The organism is Novosphingobium sp. ZW T3_23 (assembly GCF_044987305.1).
GTDB lineage: Bacteria > Pseudomonadota > Alphaproteobacteria > Sphingomonadales > Sphingomonadaceae > Novosphingobium.
Genome location: NZ_JBJDRF010000074.1, coordinates 1 through 21,097, shown reverse-complemented (window position 1 = coordinate 21,097; position 21,097 = coordinate 1). Strand labels below are relative to the sequence as shown.

Below are 21,097 nucleotides of genomic sequence, written 5' to 3'. Positions count from 1 at the left end.
AGAACCGGCTATAGCGATATCCGTCCGGATGCTCGGCGCGGTACTCCTCCCAGAGCACCTGCAGCGTCACGTGTTTGCGCTTCAGCTCGCGCGCTACCACCGGCCAGTCCGGCTCCGGAAGCTTGCGCCGGCCAGGTTTGACGCCGGAGGCGCCATACAAGCGTCCCTCCAGATCTATGTCGCCGATCTCGGACGGAACCGGCCACGCCAATCCCGAGCGATCGAAGCGCACGATCATGTCGCGCACTGTAGAACGAGCAAGGCCAGTCAGTCGGGCGATCTCGCGCATCGGGACACAAGCCTCCCGATGCATTCTCATTACTTCGCGCACATGGCGCATCTTCGGCCTCCTCGTCGGCATCTCCATCCTCCGGCTGCTGCGCCGATAGGATGGACCCAACGATCGGGCTTCTCACTCCCTCCCGGGTGGCCGGGAATTGCTCGGAATGGTGGCCGGCATCATCTCGGAATCCCGGCCGGGATCAAATCGGAATGGTGGCCGGGATGACCCCGGAATCCGCACCGTAGGCCTGTGGCCAGTTCTGGTCGATACAAGCCAGCTCGAGAATGCACTGCTAAATCTATGCATCAATGCGCGCGACGCAATGCCGGACGGTGGGACGCTCACGATAGAGACGGGCAACCGCTGGCTCGATACCCACGCCGCGGCGGCGCGGGACATGGAACCTGGGCAGTATGTCTCATTGTGTGTCTCGGACACGGGAACCGGGATGACGGCCGAGACTATTTCGAAAGCGTTCGATCCCTTTTTCACCACCAAGCCGATCGGGTTGGGAACGGGTCTTGGGCTATCGATGATCTACGGCTTCGCCCGCCAGTCCGGCGGGCAGACGCGGATTTATTCTGAAGTCGGACAAGGGGCGATGGTCTGTCTTTACCTGCCAAGGCATGTGGGAGATGCCGAAGCGGCTGAGACGATAACGACGGAGACGGCCCGTTTGCCGCAGGCGCGTGCCGGCGAAACCGTCCTGATCATTGATGACGAACCGACCATAAGGATGCTGGTAACAGATATATTGGAGGGGCTGGGTTACGCGGCGCTCGAAGCGCCGGATGGCGCTGCGGGTCTCGAGATTCTTGAATCGGACGCAAGGGTCGATCTTCTCATCACTGATGTTGGATTGCCGGGCGGCCTCAACGGACGCCAAGTTGCCGACGCGGCGCGGAACCTCCGCCCTGACCTCAAAGTCTTGTTCATTACGGGCTACGCAGAGAATGCCGGATTAAGTCATGGCCATCTTGATCCGGGCATGCATGTGCTAACCAAACCTTTTTCCATGGACGCAATGGCAGCTCGTATTACCGAGCTTGTTCAACAGCGCCGCGACCAAGGGGGGAGCCTGTGATGGATTCCGGCATGCCAAAAGGCCATGAATGGAAACCCGAACACCTTCGGCACGCGGTTATGGCGGCAGGCGTGGCACTGTGGGCCTGGAACGTCGATACCGATGAACTCAAGATGGACGATTTCGCCTATGAGCTTTGGGGAGTGCCCCTTAAGCCAACAGTCTCGTTTGAGGAGCTATCGGCACACATCCATCCGGAAGACCGTGACCGAGTTCGGGCGGGATTTGCTGCGACACGCGCCGTTCTTGGATCTTATGAGACGGATTTTCGGATATTGGTCGGCGAGGAAGTGCGTTGGATTGCTGCGCGAGGAAAAGGGGATGATGAAGGTATCGTCGGTCGCACAATGTTTGGCATTTTCCTCGACGTAACGGGGCGCAAGCAGGCTGAGGAAGGGCATGAACTCCTAGCCGGCGAGATGAGTCATCGAGTAAAAAATCTGCTGTCGATCGCTGCCGGACTGACCGCCATATCCTCGCGTTCCGCTAAAACGATCGAAGAGATGGCTGCGGAGCTCACCGACCGTCTGGCGGCGCTCGGCCGCGCGCATGATTTGGTTCGGCCTCTTCCTGACGGCCAAGGCAAAGCGGCTTTGCTGGGAGATTTGCTCACTGTGCTTCTCGCACCCTATAATGATCTGGGGGCGTTCAAGGGCAGGATTCGTGTAGCCGTTGAGCGCATGGGGATTGGTGAGGGAGCGGCCACGGGCATCGCTTTGGTATTTCACGAGCTGGCGACTAATTCCATGAAATATGGAGCGCTATCGGTTCCGGAGGGGACACTCGATATCTCGAGCGTTAACGATGGCAACGACATTGTCGTCACTTGGCTCGAGCGGGGAGGACCGGTCGTGCGGTCGCCAGAAGTTGGAGATGGTTTTGGCAGCAAACTCGTTCAACGCAGCGTTCGCATACAGCTGGCCGGTTCGATCAACTACGAGTGGGATGCAGCTGGCCTCATCGTTACCGTTCGTATGAGCCGTGCTCGCTTGGCGAACTGAAGCGTTTTTGTTCGGCAGGCGAGCTTGAACAGCTTCTTCGCCCCGGTCCTGTACAATCGTAGATTGGGTATCGATTGAAGGGGGGCTTTCCTTGGCATCAGGCCTATCGATAACTGGCGTTATCGCGCAGACCAAAGTAATGCCTGGTACGTCGTCAACTCGGTGGATGTGACGACGTACCAGGCAGTATTCGAAAGCAGTGAAAGTGTTCCTTCGCTGCTAATCGAATTAGAAGTGGAAGATCACACCGGCCATCGGACGAATGCTGTCGAAGTCGTAGGTCTCGGCAGACAGGCGAAGGCGAACGCCGCTGTTTCCGGTTACACCTCCAAGGCCGATGTCCCTGGGACCAACTTCGACGCCAACGCCGTAGATCCAGTCCTTTTCATCTCCGTACGCGCGCTTGCCATTGACCCACTGGTAGCCTGCCGAGGCGTAGATCAGGCCGCTTTCTCCGGCCCGGCCACCGATACGGCCCTTGACGCCGTACTCCCAGTCGATGTCGCCAAAGCCCTTGGTCGCATTGCCTTCCACGCCGACGAAAGCTGGCCCAAGCGGAATATTGACACCCGCGACACCGCTCACGAGGCCGCCGTTCATCCGTCCGCCGCGGGGCGAACCGAACTCGCTTTGACGCGAAAACTCGTGGTACCCGCCAAGCACGCCGACGTAAGGCTCAATACCGAAGGCCTCACTGCCGTCAGGGGCGGTCTCCTCCTGGGCGAAGGCTGCGGTCGGCAACGCTGCGGTAAGTGCGAGAGCAAGAAGATACTTCTTCATGAAAAACTCCAAAGTCGATCCGACGATTGTGTCGATGTGCGATTGCTTGAACGACGAACGCGGAAGTCAGTTTCTCGCGTCTGTGGCTTTTGTCACAAGCGTGTCATTTCTGCATCAGCGGTTTGGTTGTCGGGCAATGTTGGATGGCCGATTATGGCTTTCGTCGACTGTGAAGGTCTTGCGGGCTTGTCAGAATAAAAGTTACCAAATGCTAGGTGCATCGGGTAAACCGCGTGACGACTGATTGGGTTGGATGTGCGTAACCTAGCGGGAACAGTATTGCGAGAGTGTCATTATCGGCCGCCGCGGCAGTGAACTGTGGCAGGTGGTTCCGTCGCTCTAGGTTAGCCAGTTGGCAGGTTGGTTTTTAGCGGACGTTTTCGCCAAACTTCGAAAAGTGATCGACCAGCGCGGACGTGCCATCTCGGCGATGCTGTGTTCCCACTCATGTCGGGCGGGTCCGCTCAGGTGGTAGGCACCTCTGGGAGCCAGCGGTACGGTGATCCGGGCAAAGCCATTCCCACGCCTTTGCCTGAAGCGCATCGCGGCCGGTTCGCCGAGCGAAATCCCGACGACATGCTCGTAGAGCGGCCGATCGCGGTGCCACCCGATCCCCGCGCCGGCGTCGTAGCGGATCAGCAAGGCCTGGACGAGCAGTGCGGGATCGAGCGCGGCGAAGCTCGCGGCGCGGTCACGCAGCAACATGAGCCAGCCAGGGAAGGGCGGCGCTTCACGCTGCCGCCCCGTCTCGAAATCGTAGTTCCACCCGAACGAGGCAGTGAGGCGCTTGCCGGTCCAGCCCTGGAACCGGAACGGCTCGAGGTCGCATGCGTCGATACGGCTGATGAGTTCGCGTTCCTCGGCATCGTTGAGGAGATCGAGCCCGGTCGAAAGGCCGGGCAGCGCGGGGGCGCCGAACAGGTCGAGCATCATGCCGCCTGTTCGGTTTCGAACATCGGCAGGGCAGTATCCTCTGCAGGCGATGGCTCGCTCAGGTTTGACACCGTTACGCCGACCAATCTTATACCCTTGGCGGTCGGCAGGACCGAGCGGGCGAGATCGAGCGCGCTGCGCACCAGAAACTCGTGCGTCATCACCGGCTCTGTCTGGCTGCGGCTGCGGGTGATCTGCTTGAAGTCGCCGTACTTGATCTTCACGGTGACGGTGCGGCCAAAGATCTGGCGGGTCTCGCACCAGCGCCATACGTCCTCGGCCATTTTCAAAACGCCGGCCTCGATTTCACCGGAATCCGTCAGGTCCCGGTCGAACGTTGTCTCGGATCCTGAAGACTTGCGGACCCGGTTGGGGTTGACCGGCCGGTGATCCTCGCCGCGGGCAATCGCATAATACCATGCCGCCGAACTGCCAAAATGACGTTCAAGGAATTCCATGGGCTTGGCACGAAGGTCCGCGCCGGTCTCGATGCCAAGCCGCTTCATCTTGTCGGCCGTCACCGGTCCCACGCCGTGGAACCGGCTGACGGGGAGCGTCTCGACCCAGGCACCGCCCATGTCCGGGGTCACGGCAAATTGTCCGTTGGGCTTACGATGATCCGAGGCGAGTTTCGCGAGGAACTTGTTGTAGGAGATACCAGCTGAAGCGGTGAGGCCGGTTTCCTCCAGAATGTCCGCGCGGATGGCCTTCGCCGTTCGCCAGGCGGTCTCGAGGCCGCATTTGTCCGCCGTTACGTCAAGATATGCCTCGTCGAGCGAGAGTGGCTGGATAAGGTCGGTGTAGCGGGCAAACACGGCGTGGATTTGCTGCGAGACCTGCCGGTAGACTTCGAAGCGCGGCGGTACGAACACCAGTTCGGGACAGCGGCGCAGTGCGGTGACCGACGGCAGCGCGGAGCGTACCCCGAACTTCCTCGCCTCGTAGCTGGCTGCTGCAACCACGCCGCGCGCGGCCGCATGGCCGACGGCAACGGGACGTCCGCGCAAGGTAGGATCGTCGCGCTGCTCCACCGAGGCGAAGAACGCGTCCATATCGACGTGGATGATTTTTCTGATCGCGGAATCGCCCATGCGCTGACCATATCACGGGCGGAACAAATATCGAACAAAAAGGATTGCTTGCCTGTCCAGAGTAATGGCTGCGCACACTCGCTGCACAGCTCTTTCCACAGGGTTGTCCCAGAGCGCGGCCCCGGCCTTCATCGCAAATGGCTTGACCCTGCGCCGTTCCGAGTGGGAACATAAAGCGAACATCACGAGTCTTTCGAGTCATCATGCAGCTGCTGTCATCACCGCCCCCGCTTACGATCGAGCAGCTTCGCACGCTGGCGTCACCGCTGGTGCAGTATCGCACCATGCCGTTCGCCGCCGAAGCCCTGGACAGCCGATTGAGCGGGGGAGGACTGCGGGCAGGGGCCCTGCACGAAGCTGCCGCGCTCACCTGCTCACTTGTCGACGATGCTGCCGCCACCTTGTTTTTTGCCGGGATAGCAGCGCGCGAAGCACGCGCTGCAGGCGCTCCGGTCCTGTGGGTGAGCTGCCGCCATGACCTCTACGCGCCTGGCCTCGAACAGGCGGGGCTGGCGTCGGCCGATGTCATTCATGCGCAGCCGCGCGACGATGCGGCGCTGCTCGCCGTGGTCGAGGACGCGGTTCGCGACGGCACCCCGGCCGCTGTTGTTGCCGAGGCCGGCAAGGTATCGATGGTGGCGACGCGCCGGCTCCAGCTGGCGGCGGCAGAAGCCGATATCCCAGTGTTGCTGCTGCGCCGCCACCGCGCACGCGAGCGGGATCCGCTTGGCGACCCGTCGGCGGCCTGGACCCGGTGGCGCATTGCCAGCGCGCCTTCCCAGCGCCTCGGCGTGGCCGGCGTCGGACGGCCACGCTGGCTTGTCGAACTTGCACGCCAGCGCGGCGGCGAGGGTTTTACCCTGATCGTGGAGGGATGCGATGAGACGGGTCGTCTCGCTGTTCCTGCCCTATCTGCCGATCGAGCGGCTGAGACGGCAGGACCGGTTCGCCGCTCCGCGGCCTGAACCCCGCGTCCTCCAGCTTCCCGTCGACGACAACCCCGGCGCTTGCTCTGTCCCGCGCGGCGGCGGGTGGCGGCCGGGTGCGCGCTGGGCACGAGCGCAAATGCCGCGGGAGGTTGCCGAGGAGGCACGGTCGCCTGCCGAGGTGCAGCGCGAGATAGCTTCGCTTCCTTTGCACGCGCAGCCGCCGATGCGGGAGCTTGGCCGCCGTTCGGAAGCAGCGCAGCATCCCTTCAAGCGTCCGGCATCGCCGCTGCCGCGCGCCGTGCGCACCGACGCTGCGGTTGCTGCGGTTCCGCTGGCGCTCATCGGCAAAGTCGGCCGCCGCGACGAGATCGTCGCTGCCTGCCCGGCGGCAAGGACGCTCGGCATTCATGTCGGGATGGCCGCGACCCATGCCCGGGCGCTGGTCTCCGATCTCGATTTCCGCCCCGCCGAGCCGGACGCCGACGCAGCGCTGCTCGATCGGCTCGCCCTGTTCGGGATCCGCCGGTGGTCGCCAGTCGTCGCCGTATCGCCGCCCGACGGTGTCTGGCTGGACCTGACCGGCGCGGCGCACCTCCATGGCGGCGAGGCGCGCTTCTGCCGCCGCCTTCAGTCCTTCTGCCGCCGCGCCGGGTTCACCGCACGGATCGCGATCGCCGATACGCCGGGCGCGGCTCACGCGCTTGCCCGTTACGGGAGCGAGGATATCGCCATCGTAGCGCCCGGCAGCGTCCTGCGGGCCCTGCCGCCGCTGCCGGTGGCGGCGCTGCGGCTTGAAGACGCCGCGCTGGCCGCCGCGCGCAAGTTCGGCTTCGAGACGATCGCCGATCTGCTCCCGGTAGCGCGCGCTCCCCTCGCGCGCCGCCTCGGCATGGCGACGATCGACCGGCTCGACCAGGCCCTGGGCGGCAAGGCGGAGCCGATCACACCGCGCGAGGATGTCGTGATCCCGATGGTCGAGCGCCGCCTGCTCGAGCCGATCGGCACCGCCGAGGCGATTGCACAGGTCATGCAGGATCTCTTGAAGGACATGGCTGAGCTCCTGCAGGGCAAGGGGCTCGGCGCGCGCTCGCTGCGGCTGATTGCGCTGAGGATCGATGGGGGTGAGCAGATGGTCGCCATCGGCACCTCGCGTCCGACCCGCGAGGCCGCGCATCTGCTGCGGCTGCTGAAGCTCAGGATCGACCGCATCGATCCTGGCCTCGGCCTCGAGCAGTTTCGGCTACTGGCCCCGCACACAGAAGCGCTCGATGCCGAAAACCTCGGCGCTATCCTTGCCGGCGAGGCGGCGGTGCGCGATCCCGCCCGGCTGGTTGACGTGGTGGCGGGACGGATCGGGCAGGGCGCCGTCTACCGGTTCGCCCCGGTCGAGAGCCATGTTCCCGAGCGCGCGGTGCGAGCGGCGAGCCCGATCGAGGCGCCCGGAACCTGGCCGTCTTGGCAGCGGCCGGTGCGCCTCTTCGCACGCCCCGAGCCGTTGCACGGCGTGATGGCGCTGATGCCCGATCAGCCGCCGCGCCGTTTCGAGTGGCGGGGACGCGCGCACCGGATCGTGGCGGGTGACGGGCCCGAACGGATCCACGGCGAGTGGTGGCGCCGCGATGCCGAAGTCTGGGCGGTGCGCGACTACTACCGCCTCGAGGACGAGCATGGCGGGCGGTACTGGGTGTTCCGCCGCGGCGACGGAGTGACAAGCGATACGGGCGACCTGACCTGGTGGATGCACGGCGTTTTCGCATGACAGCCTACGTCGAACTCCAGGTGCTCACCCATTTCTCGTTCCTGCGCGGCGCTTCGAGCCCGGACGAACTATTTGGAACTGCGGCGATGCTTCGCTACCGGGCACTTGGCATTGCCGATCTCGGCAGCGTGGCCGGCGTCGTGCGCGCCTGGGAAGCACAGAAGGTCACCGGTGTGCGGCTGATACCCGGCACCCGGATCGATCTGAGCTGTGGCCGCCGCCTGCTGCTCTATCCCACCGACAAGGCCGCCTGGTCGCGGATCACGCGCCTGCTCACGATCGGCAAGCGCCGAGCCGGGAAGGGCGGCTGCCTGCTGCACTGGCACGAGCTTGCGGCCTGGTCCGAAGGCGTGATCGCCATCCTGCTTCCCGGCGACGCCGATGGTGACAATGCCGCCGCGCTCATTGACCTGCGCCAGGTCTATGGCAAGCGCGGCTACATGGCGCTGTTCCAGCGCCGCCGGCCCGATGACGCGCTGCGCATCGCGGCCCTCGCGCGCCAGGCGGCGGAAGCCGAGGTGCGCGCTGTCGTCACCGGCGATGTGCTCTACCATGCGCCGGATGCCCGGCTTCTCCAGGACGTGGTCACCGCGATCCGCCATGGCTGCACGGTCGACGAACTCGGTTATCGCCGTGAGGTCAACGCCGACCGGGCGCTCAAGTCGCCGGAAGAAATGGCCCGCCGCTTTGCCGCTTACCCAGACGCGCTGCGTGCCAGTGTAGAGATTGCCGAGGCCTGCACTTTCGCGCTTAGTGACCTCACCTATCACTATCCCGAGGAGCGGATGATCGACGGGCTGACCGCGCAGCAGGCGCTGGAGAAGATGGCCCACGAAGCGCTTGCCGCCATGTTCGGCGGCGCGCCGCCTCAGGATTACCGGAACCAGATCGCCCATGAGCTGAAGCTCATCGCCGACTTGAACTACGCACCCTATTTCCTGACCGTCCATTCGATCGTCAGCGAGGCGCGGCGGCGGGGCATCCTGTGCCAGGGGCGCGGCTCTGCCGCCAACTCCTGCGTCTGCTTCGTCCTTGGCGTCACCTCGATCGATCCCATCAAGCACGAGCTGTTGTTCGAGCGCTTCGTATCTGGCGAGCGGCGCGAGCCGCCGGACATCGACGTGGATTTCGAGCACGAGCGGCGCGAGGAGATCATCCAGTGGATCTTCGAGACCTATGGCCGCGACCGTGCAGCGCTGACCGCCGTCGTCACCCGCTTTCGCGCGCGCGGCGCCGTGCGCGATGTCGGCAAGGCGATGGGGCTCCCTGAGGACCTGACCTCCTCGCTGGCAGGGCTGGTGTGGGGTTGGTCGGCCGAAGGCGTCGGCGAGAAGCAGGCAGCGGAACTCAATCTCGACATGTCGGATCGGCGGCTGCGCCTGACCCTCGATCTTGCCCGCCAGCTGATCGGCGTGCCGCGCCAGTTCAGCCAGCATCCCGGCGGTTTCGTGCTCACGCATGACCGCCTCGACGAGCTGGTGCCGATCGAGCCTGCCGCCATGGCCGATCGCCAGATCATCGAGTGGGACAAGGACGACATCGATGCCTTGAAGATGATGAAGGTGGATGTCCTCGGCCTCGGCATGCTCGGCTGCATGAACCGCGCCTTCACTCTGCTCGGCGAAGCCAAGGGCATTCGCCTCGGCCTTGCCGATCTGCAGAGCGACGATCCGGACGTCTATGCCATGATCCAGAAGGCCGATACGCTCGGCACCTTCCAGATCGAAAGCCGCGCGCAGATGTCGATGCTGCCGCGCATGAAGCCGCGCCGGTTCTACGATCTCGTCATCCAGGTGGCGATCGTGCGGCCGGGACCGATCCAGGGAGACATGGTCCATCCCTATCTGCGCCGGCGCGAGGGGTTGGAGAAGCCCGAGTATCCCCGCCCGGAACTGCGCGCGGTCCTTGAAAAGACGCTGGGCGTGCCGCTGTTCCAGGAGCAGGCGATGAAAGTCGCCATCGTCGGGGCCGGGTTCACGCCCGCCGAGGCCGATCAATTGCGGCGTGCCATGGCGACCTTCAAGATGACGGGCGGCGTATCCCACTTTTCCGAGAAGCTGATCGAGGGGATGGTTGGTCGGGGCTATCCGCGCGACTTTGCCGAGCGCACGTTCCGTCAGCTCGAGGGCTTCGGCTCCTACGGTTTTCCCGAAAGCCACGCGGCGAGCTTCGCCAAGATCTCCTATGCGTCGAGCTGGATGAAGCATCATCATCCCGACGTCTTCTGCGCCGCGCTGATGAATGCGCAGCCCATGGGGTTCTACGCCCCGGCCCAGATCGTCGGCGATGCGCGGCAGCACGGCGTGGAGGTACGCCCCGTCTGCGTCAACGCGAGCCGGTGGGACTGTTCTCTCGAGCCCGCACAAGGGCCGTATCATGCCGTGCGGCTTGGCCTGCGGCAGGTGCGCGGGCTCTCGAATGCCGACGGCGCGGCGATCGTCGCGGCGCGGGGCATGATTCCGTTCGAGTCCGTGGATGACCTGTGGCGGCGCTCGGGCGTACCGCGCGCCGCGATCGAGAAGCTGGTCGATGCCGATGCATTCCACGGTTTCGGCGCCGATCGCCGCCAGGGCCTGTGGAAGGCAAGGGGGCTTAGCGAAGCGCCCTTGCCGCTGTTCGCCGCTGCGGACCGCGCCGCGCAGGCGATCAGCGCCGAGGCGCAAGAGCCGGTGGTCGCACTGCGGCCGCTTACCGATGGACGCGAGGTCATCGAGGACTATCGCTCGCTCCAGCTGTCGCTGCGCGCGCACCCGCTGACCTTCGTGCGCGGTGAACTCGCGCGGCGCGGCGTCACCCGCTGCGCGGACCTCGCCCGCATCCGTGATGGGCGCAAGGTCGAGGTTGCCGGGATCATCCTGGTGCGCCAGAAGCCGGGCTCCGCCAAGGGCGTGCTGTTCATCACCATCGAGGACGAGACGGGCATCGCCAACGGCATCCTCTGGCCCGATCGCTTCGAAGCGCAGCGCCGCACGGTGATGTCGGCCTCGATGGTGGGCCTCAAGGGTCAGGTCCAGAAGGAAGGCGAGGTGATCCACGTCATCTGCGAGAGGATCATCGATCATGGCGACCTCCTGCACTGCGTCGGCGAGATGTCCTTCCCGCACCGCACCGGCCGGGGTGACGGCGCCCGCCACGGCGGCGCCCCCGACCGGGGTGACAAAGACTGGAGCCCGAAGCCGGCGAACAGCTACTGGCCGCCGCATGCCGATGGCCGCGATCCCGAGGAGGTTGTGCGGTTCAAGTCGCACGATTTTCACTGACAGGTGGCCACGCTTCCCAAACACCAGCGCGTGATCATCGCGCTCTCGGTGCATATCCTGCGCGGCGGTGTTACCCGGTGCGGCGACGGGCGGGTCGATACCGTCGAGGTTCGCCTGGCCCTCAGATGCCTGTTGCCGCACTGCCGGGAGCGCTGGCCGCTCGAGCTTTACTGGGATGCTGCCTCTCAGGACAACGAGATCGGCAGGGCGCAGGGCGTGACTGCGGCCTTCAACGGGATCGTGCGCCAGCTTAGGCTTGCCGGGCGTTTTGATGAGACCGGCGCGACTTAGCCTCCATCGGGAGCAATTCTCTTGCGGCTCGGTTTGCCGGTAGAGGCATGAGGTATTAGCTTGCCGAGGTGCCCAAGCGCACCGTGATCGATCAGGAGACCCGCCATGTGCAACCGTGCCCGCTTCAAGGGAGAACCGGAGACGCTGTGGGGATCGATAGCCGAGCTTTTCGATGAAAGGCCGCGCGACAACCGCTTCGATCCGCAAGAGCTGCGACCCAAAGGGCGGGCCTACGTAGTGCGCGAGCAGGACGGCGTCAGGGGGTGGGACGTGATGACCTGGGACGTCCTGGGCGGAAAAGGCGGATGGCCGATGACCAACGTGCGAAACCTCGGCTTGCCGCAATGGCAGCGGCTTGCCGCCGAGCTGAGCAACCGCTGCATCGTGCCGCTTACCGAGTTCTGTGAGTTCACGCCGGACAAGCATGATCTTGGCGACGGTAAGCCGCCTCTGAAAGGCGAGATGTGGTTTTCCGTGAACGATCAGCCGGTGTTCGCGGTGGCGGGGTTCTGGCAGCGGACGGAGATCGGGGGCGGCTTTGCCATGGTGACCTGCAATGCCAATGCGCTGGTCGAACCGATTCACCCCAAGGCGATGATCACGATCCTACATCCCGATGATGTCGATGCCTGGCTAAGAGGATCCTACGCTGAAATCGTGGCGCTTCAAAAACCATATGACGCGGCGCGGATGGATGTTCGTGGGCCCGTGTTTCCGACAAGGCGCAGCGAGCGGTGATATGGCGTTTCTTTGGACGCTAACTCGACCGGGTTGAACCCGCGAAATCGAGACGACATTTCTTGAAAAAGATCGAAAAGCCTGAAGCGTTATGCCGGGATTTCATAGTTGCCGGCATGCAGCAGCCCCGTGGACGGTCGCCGTCCACGGGGCGACACCGCAGCGAGCCGATCAGCGGCCCGTTCGGCGCCGATAGGCCTCAACGTCAGCTTCGCCGACGTCCGAAGGATAGCACAAAGGAGCATAGCCGCCTGCGCGGTTGTAGGCGCTGCGGCCTCCGCATCGGCTGCCATTTCTGGCGCTGTTGTAAGGACAGGGGCAGTTTCCGGGATACGACGCGATCGACTCCCGGACGATCTGGCTTTTGATCTGGCTGTCGCTGTCTCGTGCTGCCGCTGGCGCGGCTATGCAGGCCGCGAGGCTCGCGGCAATCGTGAGTATCGATTTCAATCTAAAATCCCCCCTGATCTTGCGATCGAGCGGGGCGCTAGCGGTGCGGCGAGGTACCGGTCAATTGCCGTACAGGCTTTCTGTCAGGAAATGTTAGCCACATTTCAGATGTTTAATCATTCACCGCAGCGATGTCGTTCGAGCTCAGGCGCTCCCAGCAACGGTAGCAGAACAGACAGAGGAGGGTGATCAACCCAGATTCCTCGGGGCTCATGAACGTAATCAGAAGCAGCAATGCGAAAACCCATCGTAGCATGTTCATGATGATGTCCCCTTGGAGCGCTGATGCCGTTCGGCTCTCACGCCGGCAAGTGAACAGCCGGCAAGCGACGTGGGTCGCCCGGCCAATTCACGATCATGCTTCGTCACCCATCTTCCGCGACCCCGAACTTGTCCGGTGATCGGCCGATGGTATGGAGGCGGTCATGTCCGCGCCGTTCGATGACCACCATCTTGCGCTAGAGCGCCTTGCCGCCAGTCCCGAATTTCGGGTTCTGCGGAAGATAAAACCCGTGTCCGGGTTCCATCCGCGCGAGCCTGGCATCGAGACCCGCGTCGGGGTAGCCCTCGACGTGGAGACCACCGGGCTCGATCACGACAACGACAAAATCATCGAACTCGCTATCCAGCGGTTTCGCTTCGATGCCGAAGGGCGGATCGTCGAGGTAGGGCAGCCGCGGGTCTGGCGCGAAGATCCGGGAGTAACGCTCGATCCGCGGATCGTCATGCTCACCGGTCTCACGGACGAGGTTCTTGCCGGCCAGGTCATCGATGATCCGCTTGCCGCGAGCATTCTAGGTTCGGCTGATCTGATCATTGCCCATAACGCAGCGTTCGATCGTCCTTTCGTCGATCGGCGGCTTCCGGCGACCGCGGGCAAGGCCTGGGCCTGCACACTTTCCGAGCCCGACTGGCTCGAGCTTGGGTTCGATGGCAGGGCGCTGAGCCATCTGCTTGCTCAATGCGGGTGGTTTTACGAAGGCCACCGCGCAGAGAACGATATCCTGGCACTGATACATCTGCTTGCTCACCAATTGCCCGGCGGCGGCAATATCCTGAGCAAGCTCGTCGAGTGTTCGGAGCGTCCAAGTTTCAAGGTCAACGCCGTAGATGCTCCGTTTGAAGCAAAGGATCGACTGAAGGCGAGGGGCTACAGATGGAATGCTGATTTGCGCGTCTGGTCGCGGGAAATCCCCGAGGGTGATTGTAAAGCTGAAACCGATTGGCTCGCCCGTGAAGTTTACCCGGAATATGGCGAGGCGGCGATGATCCCGGTCAGCGCCTGCGAGCGGTATTCGCGAAGCACCTACTGAGCGTAGCTATAATGGCAGGCGGCGCGCCAGTACGGCGCCCGCGACGAAGTGGGCGTGGGGAACGAAGATCGCGGCGACGTTTCGCGGGACCTTGAGAGAGGCAGAACCGAGCCTCACGCGCCCCTCTTCGTCAGCGCGCGTGGTGTTCGGAGCCGTCTACGATTTCATCGACATCCATGGATTCCTGAAGGAGGTTGAGCGCCATCTGAACGTGCGCACCGATGATCATCTGTCCGCGGCTGTCCAACAGCGTCAAAGCCTCCTTCAACAGTTCTTCGACCTCGCGGGCTTCAAGAATGGGTATTTTTTGTGCGACCATTTTCTTGCCTTTCTCTTTGTGGCCGGGAATAGCACACAAAGCGGCTCTTGCGAACGTGATTACTTCTCCAGAATTCCCGTTAAGTAATTTATCATGGCTGACCGGCCTGCGTCGGTAAGTCTCACCATGGACCGGCGCCGGTCCCGTGGATCGTCGAAGCGCTCCAAAAGCCCGCCCTGTTCGAGGATCGTTATCCAGCGCAAAGCGGTGGTAGCAGGAACTGCCGATGCGATGCATGCAGAGCTCACCTGGATGTCGCGGCCCTGGCATTCCGAGACGAAGAGATCCAGCAACAGGTCCCAGGCAGGCTCGCCGAAAAGTTCAGCCTCGAAATGCTTGGCTCGCACTCTGCGCTGTTTGTACAGCCAGATCGCCCGCTCAGCCAAAGATTGTCTCGCTAGCCTCATCTGGAATTCGTCTTCTATAGTTTCCGGCGTTGAGCTTGGGCGAACCAAGGTTTCAAACTCAAAGAGCAAGAAGGCAAGCTGCTTGCTCAACCTTCGCAAGTTCTGCTCTTTGGCCAAAATCGACGCGCGTGAAGAATGCGGTGTGGCACGATCGCTCGCCACCGCTTGCATTAGACTCGGCATAACACCCCCTATTGTGCAACGCGGCGATAAACGATGAATGCTCTTGTTTAGGCAATAGAATTTCGCAGCAACGGCGCTACTGCTACAGAAAATTAACCCGACGGTAAGGAAACTGTAAGGCGGTTACTCGCAAGTTCATTTGTTCAGTCGAGTTTCGCTGATCCGCAGAGGGTGAGTTAGCGACGTTCGGACTGTCGATGACTCCAAAATGAAGCAAATCGACAGGAGGTGGATCGTTCTCCCTCTCGCAGGCTCAACATGAGCTGTTTAGCAAAGCGGAATGACTGAACCACGATATCACATCAATTTGTTCTGGTCCGATGAGGACGCTGGCTGGATCGCCGAGGTGCCGGATCTCAAACCGTGCTCTGCCCATGGCGCGACGTCGAGCGAGGCTTTCGTAAGGGTATGCCACGGGATCGATGGTTGGCTGGCAACCGCGACTGAACGCGGCATGCCAATACCCGAGCCTCGGTATGTTCCGGGGAGCTACGGTGTTACGTCCTAGCGCTCGAAGTTAGATCCGTTCCTGCGCTTGGAGATGCTTCTTGCGTCCGAAAGACGAAAGGGCAGGGTTTTCGATTTCAAGGACCGGTAGGTGCGCATCGCTCCAGATACGCCTAGGTCGGGTCGTGTCCCCGGACGTGGTGTAGCTGAAGGCTGAGGTGGTCACCGTGATTTTCGGGTAGGTTTGGGTTGCGAAGCTCAAACCTGACGGAAGGAATCACGATGACCGATCCGATGATGCACTTGCGCTCTCTGGTAGAGAAGACCCCGGATGCAGATATTCTGCGCGAGATGATCTCTTTTGCCGCCGAGCGGCTGATGGAGATGGAAGTCGGCAACCTGACCGGAGCCGGCCATGGCGAGAAATCTGCGGCGAGGCTGGTCCAGCGCAACGGCTACCGCGAGCGCGACTGGCAGACGCGAGCCGGGACGGTCGAACTGCGCATCCCCAAGCTCAGGAAGGGAAGCTACTTCCCCGGCTTCCTCGAACCCCGCCGCATGGCCGAGCGGGCGCTGACCGCGGTAATCCAGGAAGATCCCATGGCGAGAGGTGGATAGCGGCTGGCGCTCTGGCAGAGTGCGGTTGCTGACCCTAACTCCGTGGAGGCAACCATGCTTGCAGCTACAACTGATCGACCCCATGCGCCGGCCGCTATCCGTATTGATCTTGGCGCCATCTTCGTTTCGATGGAACTGAGTAAATCGACGTGGCTAATCACGTCGCTGTCACCAGGTGCTGGCGAGCGGATGTCGAAACATGTCGTGCGCGCTGGCGACATCGCCGGCCTGATGGACCGGTTCACGCAGCTTCGCACGAAGGCGGCCCAGAGGACTGGCCAGGATTTTGGCGTAATCGTCATCCAAGAGGCCGGTCTCGACGGATTCTGGATTCACCGCGTACTCGAACGGGAGGGCATCGAAAGCCATGTCGTCGATCCCGCATCAATCGCGACGTCACGGCGACGGCGGAGAGCGAAGACCGACAAGATCGACGGCGAAGCGCTGGTGCGCGCCTTGCTCGCGTATAAGAGAGGCGAACCACGGGTGTGCGCGATGGTTCGGCCGCCGAGTGTGGAAGAGGAGGACCGGCGCCGCGTCTGTCGTGAGCGCAAGGTTCTGATCAACGAGCGCACCTGCCACGTCAATCGGATCAAAGGTCTGCTCTTTACGCAAGGCATCACGGGTTACGAGCCGATGCGTCGCGATCGACGCGATCGGCTCAAGGATATGCAAACGGGCGATGGCCGGCCCCTCGCTCGGCATGTCGAAGGGCAGATTCACCGCGAACTCGATCGCCTCGAGCTGATCATGCAACAGATCAAAGCCGTCGAGGTGGAACGCGATGCTTTGATCAAAGAGGAAGCAACCGACACTCCGGTCACGATGCTCATGCACGTCAAGGGCATCGGACCGGAGTTCGCCGCCGTTCTGTGTTCGGAAGGTCTATTCCGGCATTTTGACAATCGACGACAGCTTGCTGCCTATGCTGGCTTGGCGCCCACACCATGGCAGAGCGGATCAATCCGACGCGAGCAGGGCGTCTCCAAGGCCGGGAATGCTCGGCTGCGATCGACCATGGTCGAGTTGTCTTGGCTCTGGTTGCGATACCAGCCGGACTCCGCGCTTGCGCGCTGGTTCCATGAACGCGTGCAACACAACGGCGGCCGTCTCAAAAAGCCGACGATTGTAGCACTCGCCCGCAAGCTCCTCGTCGCCTTGTGGAAATATGCAACTGCGGGCGTGGTGATCGAGGGAGCCATAGTGAAGGCCGCCTGACGCAACACCCTACACCAATCCCTGGAGCCTGATCAGCTCCGCGGATCCAGGAAGCGAACCGAGATATAAGTTGGCGTTCACCGCCGCCAGGAAGACTGGTCTCGCTTACCTCAGCCCGTCCCGCCGTAAGCGGGATAATGGTGCAGCCGTTCCGGACGGCGACCGCATGTGAGCTGGATATGGATCGATCCGTCGGTCCGCGTCATACAACGGGCAAAGCCTGGATCCGATTGCCAAGGAGACGGCCAATGCTGTCACGACATTAAACCTTGACCGACGTCCTCGTCATGTGAGCGTATATCCAGGGCATTTCCACCCGCTCGGTAGATGACCTGGTAAAGGCGCTGGGTATGGATGGGATCTCGAAGAGCCAGGTCAGCCGACTGTGCGAGGAACTCGACGAGAAGGTCGGTGCCTTCCTCGAGCGCCCAATCGAAGGCGACTGGCCGTACCTATGGATCGACGCCACCTACGTGAAAGTGCGGCAGAACGGGCGTATCATCTCGGTGGCGGTGATCGTCGCGGTGGGCGTCAACAGCGATGGCCGGCGCGAGGTGCTAGGCATGGATATCGGTCCTTCCGAGGCCGAGCCGTTCTGGACCGCCTTCCTGCGCAAACTGACGCGCCGAGGACTGCGCGGTGTTAAGCTGGTCATCTCCGATGCGCACGAAGGCATTAAGGCGGCGGTCTCCAAGCTGCTGTGCGCGACCTGGCAGCGCTGCCGCGTCCACTTCATGCGCAATGCACTCGCCCATGCCGGCAAGAGCGGCAGGCGCGTCGTCTCCGCGTTCATCGCCACCGCCTTCGCCCAGGAAACTCCAGAAGCTGCGAGCCAGCAGTGGCGCTCGATCGCCGACCAAGTGCGGCCCAAACTGCCCAAGCTGGCCACGCTGATGGACGACGCTGAGCCCGATGTGTTGGCCTACATGCCTTTCCCCCGAGAACACCGCGCCAAGTTGCACTCGACCAATCCCATCGAGCGCCTGAATGGCGAAATCAAACGGCGGACCGAGGTCGTCGGCATCTTCCCGAACGAAGCCGCCATCACCCGCCTAGTCGGAGCCATCCTCATGGAACAGTCCGACGAATGGGCCGTCCAGCGCGCGCGGTACATGACGCTTGAAACGATGGCCCCGCTCAGCGACAATCCTATTGTCATGCTGTCGGCAGTACCCGGCTCATGATCGGCTCAGGCTGATGCCGAAAAGCAAGGTGGTCCAGAAAAGCTACACCACCTCTCGGGACACGATCCTAGGTCGCGTTTGAGGGAACGACAACCTCGCGGTCATCGATTGCTGGGTGTTATCGCTGCAGGGCTGCTGGTGGTACCTGCAAAGGCGCATTTCTTTCGAACTCCGGGTTTGAAGCGGCGTCACTATGCTAAGTCATGCTACGGTTTTACAGAAAGTTCCAAACTTCCTTTTGGTTTGAATTAGCGCTATAAGGCTTAGTATGGCTACCGGAAACCGAGGAAAGCTGAACCAGCTTCAGCAGCTGCCGGATGGCGCACTTGTTGATGCGGCCTGGCTGGAGCGTCGCGGCTACTCCTCCTCGCTTCGCAGCCAGTACGTCAAGGCGGGATGGCTCAATCAGCCGGCTCCGCGCGTATATCGCCGCGGAAACAGCCCGCTCGGCTGGCGTGAGGCCATCATATCCCTCCAGACCTTCCTCGAGAGCGACGTGACCGTGGGCGGGCGAAGCGCGCTGGAGGAACTGGGGTATGGCCACTATCTGGGGCGGCGCAGGGAGGTTCACCTCTATGGCGCGCAAAGGCCGCCCGGCTGGCTTGCTGCCTTGCCCCTTGAGGTAGAGTTTGTCTGGCACAACAGCCGGCGACTGTTTCCTGATGATCCGGTCGTCACGCGATTCGATGACACACAGAGCAGTGCGAGCGATGAGCCGCTTCACTTCCTGCCGGGCGGTTTTCTGATCAGCGGCGGAACCGCCAAATGGGGCCTGCGCCTGGCCAGCGCCGAACGGGCCCTGTTCCAGCTTCTCGACGAGCTGCCAGGCCGCGAAACCTTCCACCAGGTCGACATGCTGATGGAGGGCCTGGCGAACCTCAGTCCCCGCAGCCTGCAGGTTCAGCTGGCATCCTGCACCAGCATCAAGGTGAAGCGACTGTTCTTCTACTTCGCCGACCGCCATCGCCATGCCTGGCTTGAGCGGCTGGACCGCTCGGCCGTGGACCTTGGTACCGGCAAGCGCGTGCTCGTGAAGGGCGGCAAGCTAGATCCCACTTACCTCATCACTGTTCCGGAAGAGCTCGATGGCCTTTCTTGAAGACTACCACAATCAGGTAGCGCTGCTGTTGCGCACGATCCCTTTCGTGGCTGCCGAACCCGACTTCGCCCTCAAGGGGGGCACCGCGATCAATCTATTCGTAAGGGACATGCCGCGCCTGTCGGTCGATATCGACCTGACCTACCTCCCCGTGGCGGACCGCACGGTCTCGCTGGCCGCCATTGACGCCGGCATGGAAAGTATCGCGCAACGGATCGAAGCTGGCATTCGCGGGATCCATGTGGCGCGAAGTCGGCTCCAGAAGGAAGGCATCGTCACAAGGCTGGTCGTTCGCGATGGCACCACGCAGATCAAGATCGAGGTGACACCGGTGCTGCGCGGGGCCGTCTACGAGCCTGTCGAGACGGACGTCTCGGCGCTCGTCGAAGACACGTTTGGTTATGCGCGGATCACCGTGGTCTCGTTCGCCGATCTCTATGCAGGCAAGATCGTCGCCGCACTCGACCGCCAGCATCCACGCGACCTCTTCGATGTGCGGGATTTGCTGGCCAACGAAGGTATCAGTGACGAGCTTCGCGGGGCGTTCGTCGTTTACATCCTGAGCCACAACCGGCCGATGGCGGACATCCTTGCGCCAACGCGAAAAGACCTCGAGGAGGAGTTCGCGCGCGGGTTCGAGGGCATGACCCGGGAGCCTGTGCCGCTGGGTGAGCTGATCGAGGCGCGCGAAAGGCTGGTGGGGCTCATGGTCACGGACATGCCCGCCGAGCATCGCCGGTTCCTGCTTGGCTTCAAGCGCGGTGAGCCGGATTGGGATCTGCTTGGTCTGCCTGGAGCCGCCGATCTGCCCGCCGTAAGGTGGAGGCAGCAGAACCTTGCCAAGCTTCCCGCCGAGCGAAGGGCAGGTCTCATCGAGCGCCTTGAGGCTGTATTCGCATCTGACGGATGAACTATCGCCCTTACCAGACAGGAGCCTCGCAGACCTCTCCCGCGGCCAAACTGGTCGTCAGACACGCGGAGGATCAAAATCAGAGCCTTGCGCTACTTTAGGCACAAGAGCGGCCATATCTGACGCGGGGCGAGGAACTGCCAGGTCTGGTCGACACCTGCCGGGATAGCTGCTGGTTCGGACTTAGGCGTCGAAATCCGGCGCTGAGGGTCCGAAATGGGTCGGTAACGCGATCGAAGACGGCGCCGAACGCCGCTTCCCCTCAGCATAATCGTTGCTCGAGCCACACGCTCCGGCAACCCTTAATGCATTGATGTATGTTATGGAGCAAATCCACGAGTAGTCCTACCAGCTATCTCCTAGAAACCGGTGAAGGGCTTCTATATGGAGTTCGATCATCTGCATGCACTTATGGCGGCTCTCGTTATCGGGCTTACCATGGTTGGCGCCAGCATTCTGGCAGATGAGATCGCCAGTCGCCCTTTACGTCGCGGAATGGCGGTGATCGGGTTCTGCATGATTCTCGCGAGCATTGCGATTCTGTAAGGCAAAGCGAAAAGGGCCGCACCTCGCAGAAGGGGCGACCTCTGCGCGATGGCGCCGGGGAGGGCAGACACCATCGCAACGCTGCCGCGAGACCACACCGGAATTACACCCTGCGAAGCTTATCGTTCTAGGCCACCGACTCATTATGCCGCAACCAGATGCGGATGGATGCGAGTTGGACTGAGGCAAGGAAGTTGTCGTCGCGTTTGTCGTAGCGGGTAGCTACGGCTCGAAACTGCTTGAGTTTGCTGAAG

General features: G+C 62.5%; 16 protein-coding genes and 5 pseudogenes. 14 read left to right on the top strand and 7 right to left on the bottom strand.

The features are described 5' to 3' along the window. Positions 1 to 289, bottom strand: a pseudogene (locus ACI3K3_RS23250) (IS21 family transposase); the annotation flags it as partial. A gap of 226 nt (positions 290 to 515) precedes the next feature. Here ACI3K3_RS23250 and ACI3K3_RS23245 point away from each other — a divergent pair. Continuing rightward, positions 516 to 1,367 (top strand): annotated as a pseudogene (locus ACI3K3_RS23245) (response regulator); the annotation flags it as partial. Beyond that, on the top strand, positions 1,367 to 2,368 hold the full coding sequence (locus tag ACI3K3_RS23240) for a sensor histidine kinase (RefSeq protein ID WP_404918092.1): 1,002 nt from the start codon (positions 1,367 to 1,369) through the stop codon (positions 2,366 to 2,368). The pseudogene ACI3K3_RS23245 and the gene ACI3K3_RS23240, both read left to right, overlap by 1 nt. 228 nt (positions 2,369 to 2,596) lie before the next feature. Here the strand turns inward: ACI3K3_RS23240 and ACI3K3_RS23235 are convergent, their stop codons facing one another. The 3 genes from ACI3K3_RS23235 to dinB all read right to left on the bottom strand — a co-directional run bounded on the left by ACI3K3_RS23235 (position 2,597) and on the right by dinB (position 5,172). Further along, positions 2,597 to 3,148: an opacity protein gene (locus tag ACI3K3_RS23235; RefSeq protein ID WP_404918090.1), complete on the bottom strand. Its 552-nt coding sequence runs from the start codon at positions 3,146 to 3,148 to the stop codon at positions 2,597 to 2,599. 339 nt (positions 3,149 to 3,487) lie between these two features. Continuing rightward, the gene (locus ACI3K3_RS23230) at positions 3,488 to 4,078 is read right to left on the bottom strand and encodes an alpha-ketoglutarate-dependent dioxygenase AlkB (protein WP_404918088.1); all 591 of its coding nucleotides are present in this window, start codon (positions 4,076 to 4,078) and stop codon (positions 3,488 to 3,490) included. Further along, positions 4,078 to 5,172, bottom strand: a complete 1,095-nt coding sequence (gene dinB / locus ACI3K3_RS23225) for a DNA polymerase IV (protein WP_404918086.1) — start codon at positions 5,170 to 5,172, stop codon at positions 4,078 to 4,080. Before dinB ends, ACI3K3_RS23230 begins: the two co-directional genes overlap by 1 nt. A gap of 203 nt (positions 5,173 to 5,375) precedes the next feature. On the opposite strand from dinB, the gene ACI3K3_RS23220 reads away from it, so the two are divergent. The 6 genes from ACI3K3_RS23220 (at position 5,376) to ACI3K3_RS23195 (ending at position 13,912) form a co-directional block, all read left to right on the top strand. Beyond that, complete coding sequence (locus ACI3K3_RS23220; protein ID WP_404918084.1) at positions 5,376 to 6,137, top strand: ImuA family protein; 762 nt, start codon at positions 5,376 to 5,378, stop codon at positions 6,135 to 6,137. Beyond that, on the top strand, positions 6,052 to 7,860 hold the full coding sequence (locus ACI3K3_RS23215; protein WP_404918082.1) for a Y-family DNA polymerase: 1,809 nt from the start codon (positions 6,052 to 6,054) through the stop codon (positions 7,858 to 7,860). Before ACI3K3_RS23220 ends, ACI3K3_RS23215 begins: the two co-directional genes overlap by 86 nt. Then, complete coding sequence (locus ACI3K3_RS23210; RefSeq protein ID WP_404918080.1) at positions 7,857 to 11,120, top strand: error-prone DNA polymerase; 3,264 nt, start codon at positions 7,857 to 7,859, stop codon at positions 11,118 to 11,120. Before ACI3K3_RS23215 ends, ACI3K3_RS23210 begins: the two co-directional genes overlap by 4 nt. Positions 11,121 to 11,123: 3 nt before the next feature. After that, a complete protein-coding gene (locus ACI3K3_RS23205) occupies positions 11,124 to 11,411 on the top strand; it encodes a hypothetical protein (RefSeq protein WP_404918078.1) in 288 nt (95 codons plus the stop codon). A gap of 105 nt (positions 11,412 to 11,516) precedes the next feature. Beyond that, on the top strand, positions 11,517 to 12,149 hold the full coding sequence (locus tag ACI3K3_RS23200) for an SOS response-associated peptidase family protein (RefSeq protein ID WP_404918076.1): 633 nt from the start codon (positions 11,517 to 11,519) through the stop codon (positions 12,147 to 12,149). 875 nt (positions 12,150 to 13,024) lie between these two features. After that, complete coding sequence (locus ACI3K3_RS23195; protein ID WP_404918074.1) at positions 13,025 to 13,912, top strand: 3'-5' exonuclease; 888 nt, start codon at positions 13,025 to 13,027, stop codon at positions 13,910 to 13,912. A 130-nt stretch (positions 13,913 to 14,042) separates the two neighbouring features. Here ACI3K3_RS23195 and ACI3K3_RS23190 read toward each other — a convergent pair whose 3' ends face one another. Next, positions 14,043 to 14,231, bottom strand: a complete 189-nt coding sequence (locus ACI3K3_RS23190; RefSeq protein ID WP_404918072.1) for a hypothetical protein — start codon at positions 14,229 to 14,231, stop codon at positions 14,043 to 14,045. 59 nt (positions 14,232 to 14,290) lie between these two features. Next, a complete protein-coding gene (locus ACI3K3_RS23185; RefSeq protein WP_404918070.1) occupies positions 14,291 to 14,728 on the bottom strand; it encodes a MarR family transcriptional regulator in 438 nt (145 codons plus the stop codon). Between the two features lie 822 nt (positions 14,729 to 15,550). Here ACI3K3_RS23185 and ACI3K3_RS23180 point away from each other — a divergent pair. The 6 genes and pseudogenes from ACI3K3_RS23180 to ACI3K3_RS23155 all read left to right on the top strand — a co-directional run. Then, positions 15,551 to 15,862 (top strand): annotated as a pseudogene (locus ACI3K3_RS23180) (transposase); the annotation flags it as partial. A gap of 78 nt (positions 15,863 to 15,940) precedes the next feature. After that, a complete protein-coding gene (locus ACI3K3_RS23175; protein ID WP_404918068.1) occupies positions 15,941 to 17,104 on the top strand; it encodes an IS110 family transposase in 1,164 nt (387 codons plus the stop codon). Positions 17,105 to 17,397: 293 nt separating this feature from the next. Continuing rightward, a pseudogene (locus tag ACI3K3_RS23170) lies at positions 17,398 to 18,288 on the top strand (IS256 family transposase); the annotation flags it as partial. A gap of 268 nt (positions 18,289 to 18,556) precedes the next feature. After that, positions 18,557 to 19,387, top strand: a complete 831-nt coding sequence (locus ACI3K3_RS23165; RefSeq protein ID WP_404918066.1) for a type IV toxin-antitoxin system AbiEi family antitoxin domain-containing protein — start codon at positions 18,557 to 18,559, stop codon at positions 19,385 to 19,387. Further along, positions 19,374 to 20,297: a nucleotidyl transferase AbiEii/AbiGii toxin family protein gene (locus ACI3K3_RS23160; RefSeq protein ID WP_404918064.1), complete on the top strand. Its 924-nt coding sequence runs from the start codon at positions 19,374 to 19,376 to the stop codon at positions 20,295 to 20,297. Before ACI3K3_RS23165 ends, ACI3K3_RS23160 begins: the two co-directional genes overlap by 14 nt. 369 nt (positions 20,298 to 20,666) lie before the next feature. Continuing rightward, positions 20,667 to 20,843, top strand: a complete 177-nt coding sequence (locus ACI3K3_RS23155; protein ID WP_404918062.1) for a hypothetical protein — start codon at positions 20,667 to 20,669, stop codon at positions 20,841 to 20,843. 127 nt (positions 20,844 to 20,970) lie between these two features. Here the strand turns inward: ACI3K3_RS23155 and ACI3K3_RS23150 are convergent. Further along, positions 20,971 to 21,097: pseudogene (locus tag ACI3K3_RS23150) on the bottom strand (IS5/IS1182 family transposase); the annotation flags it as partial.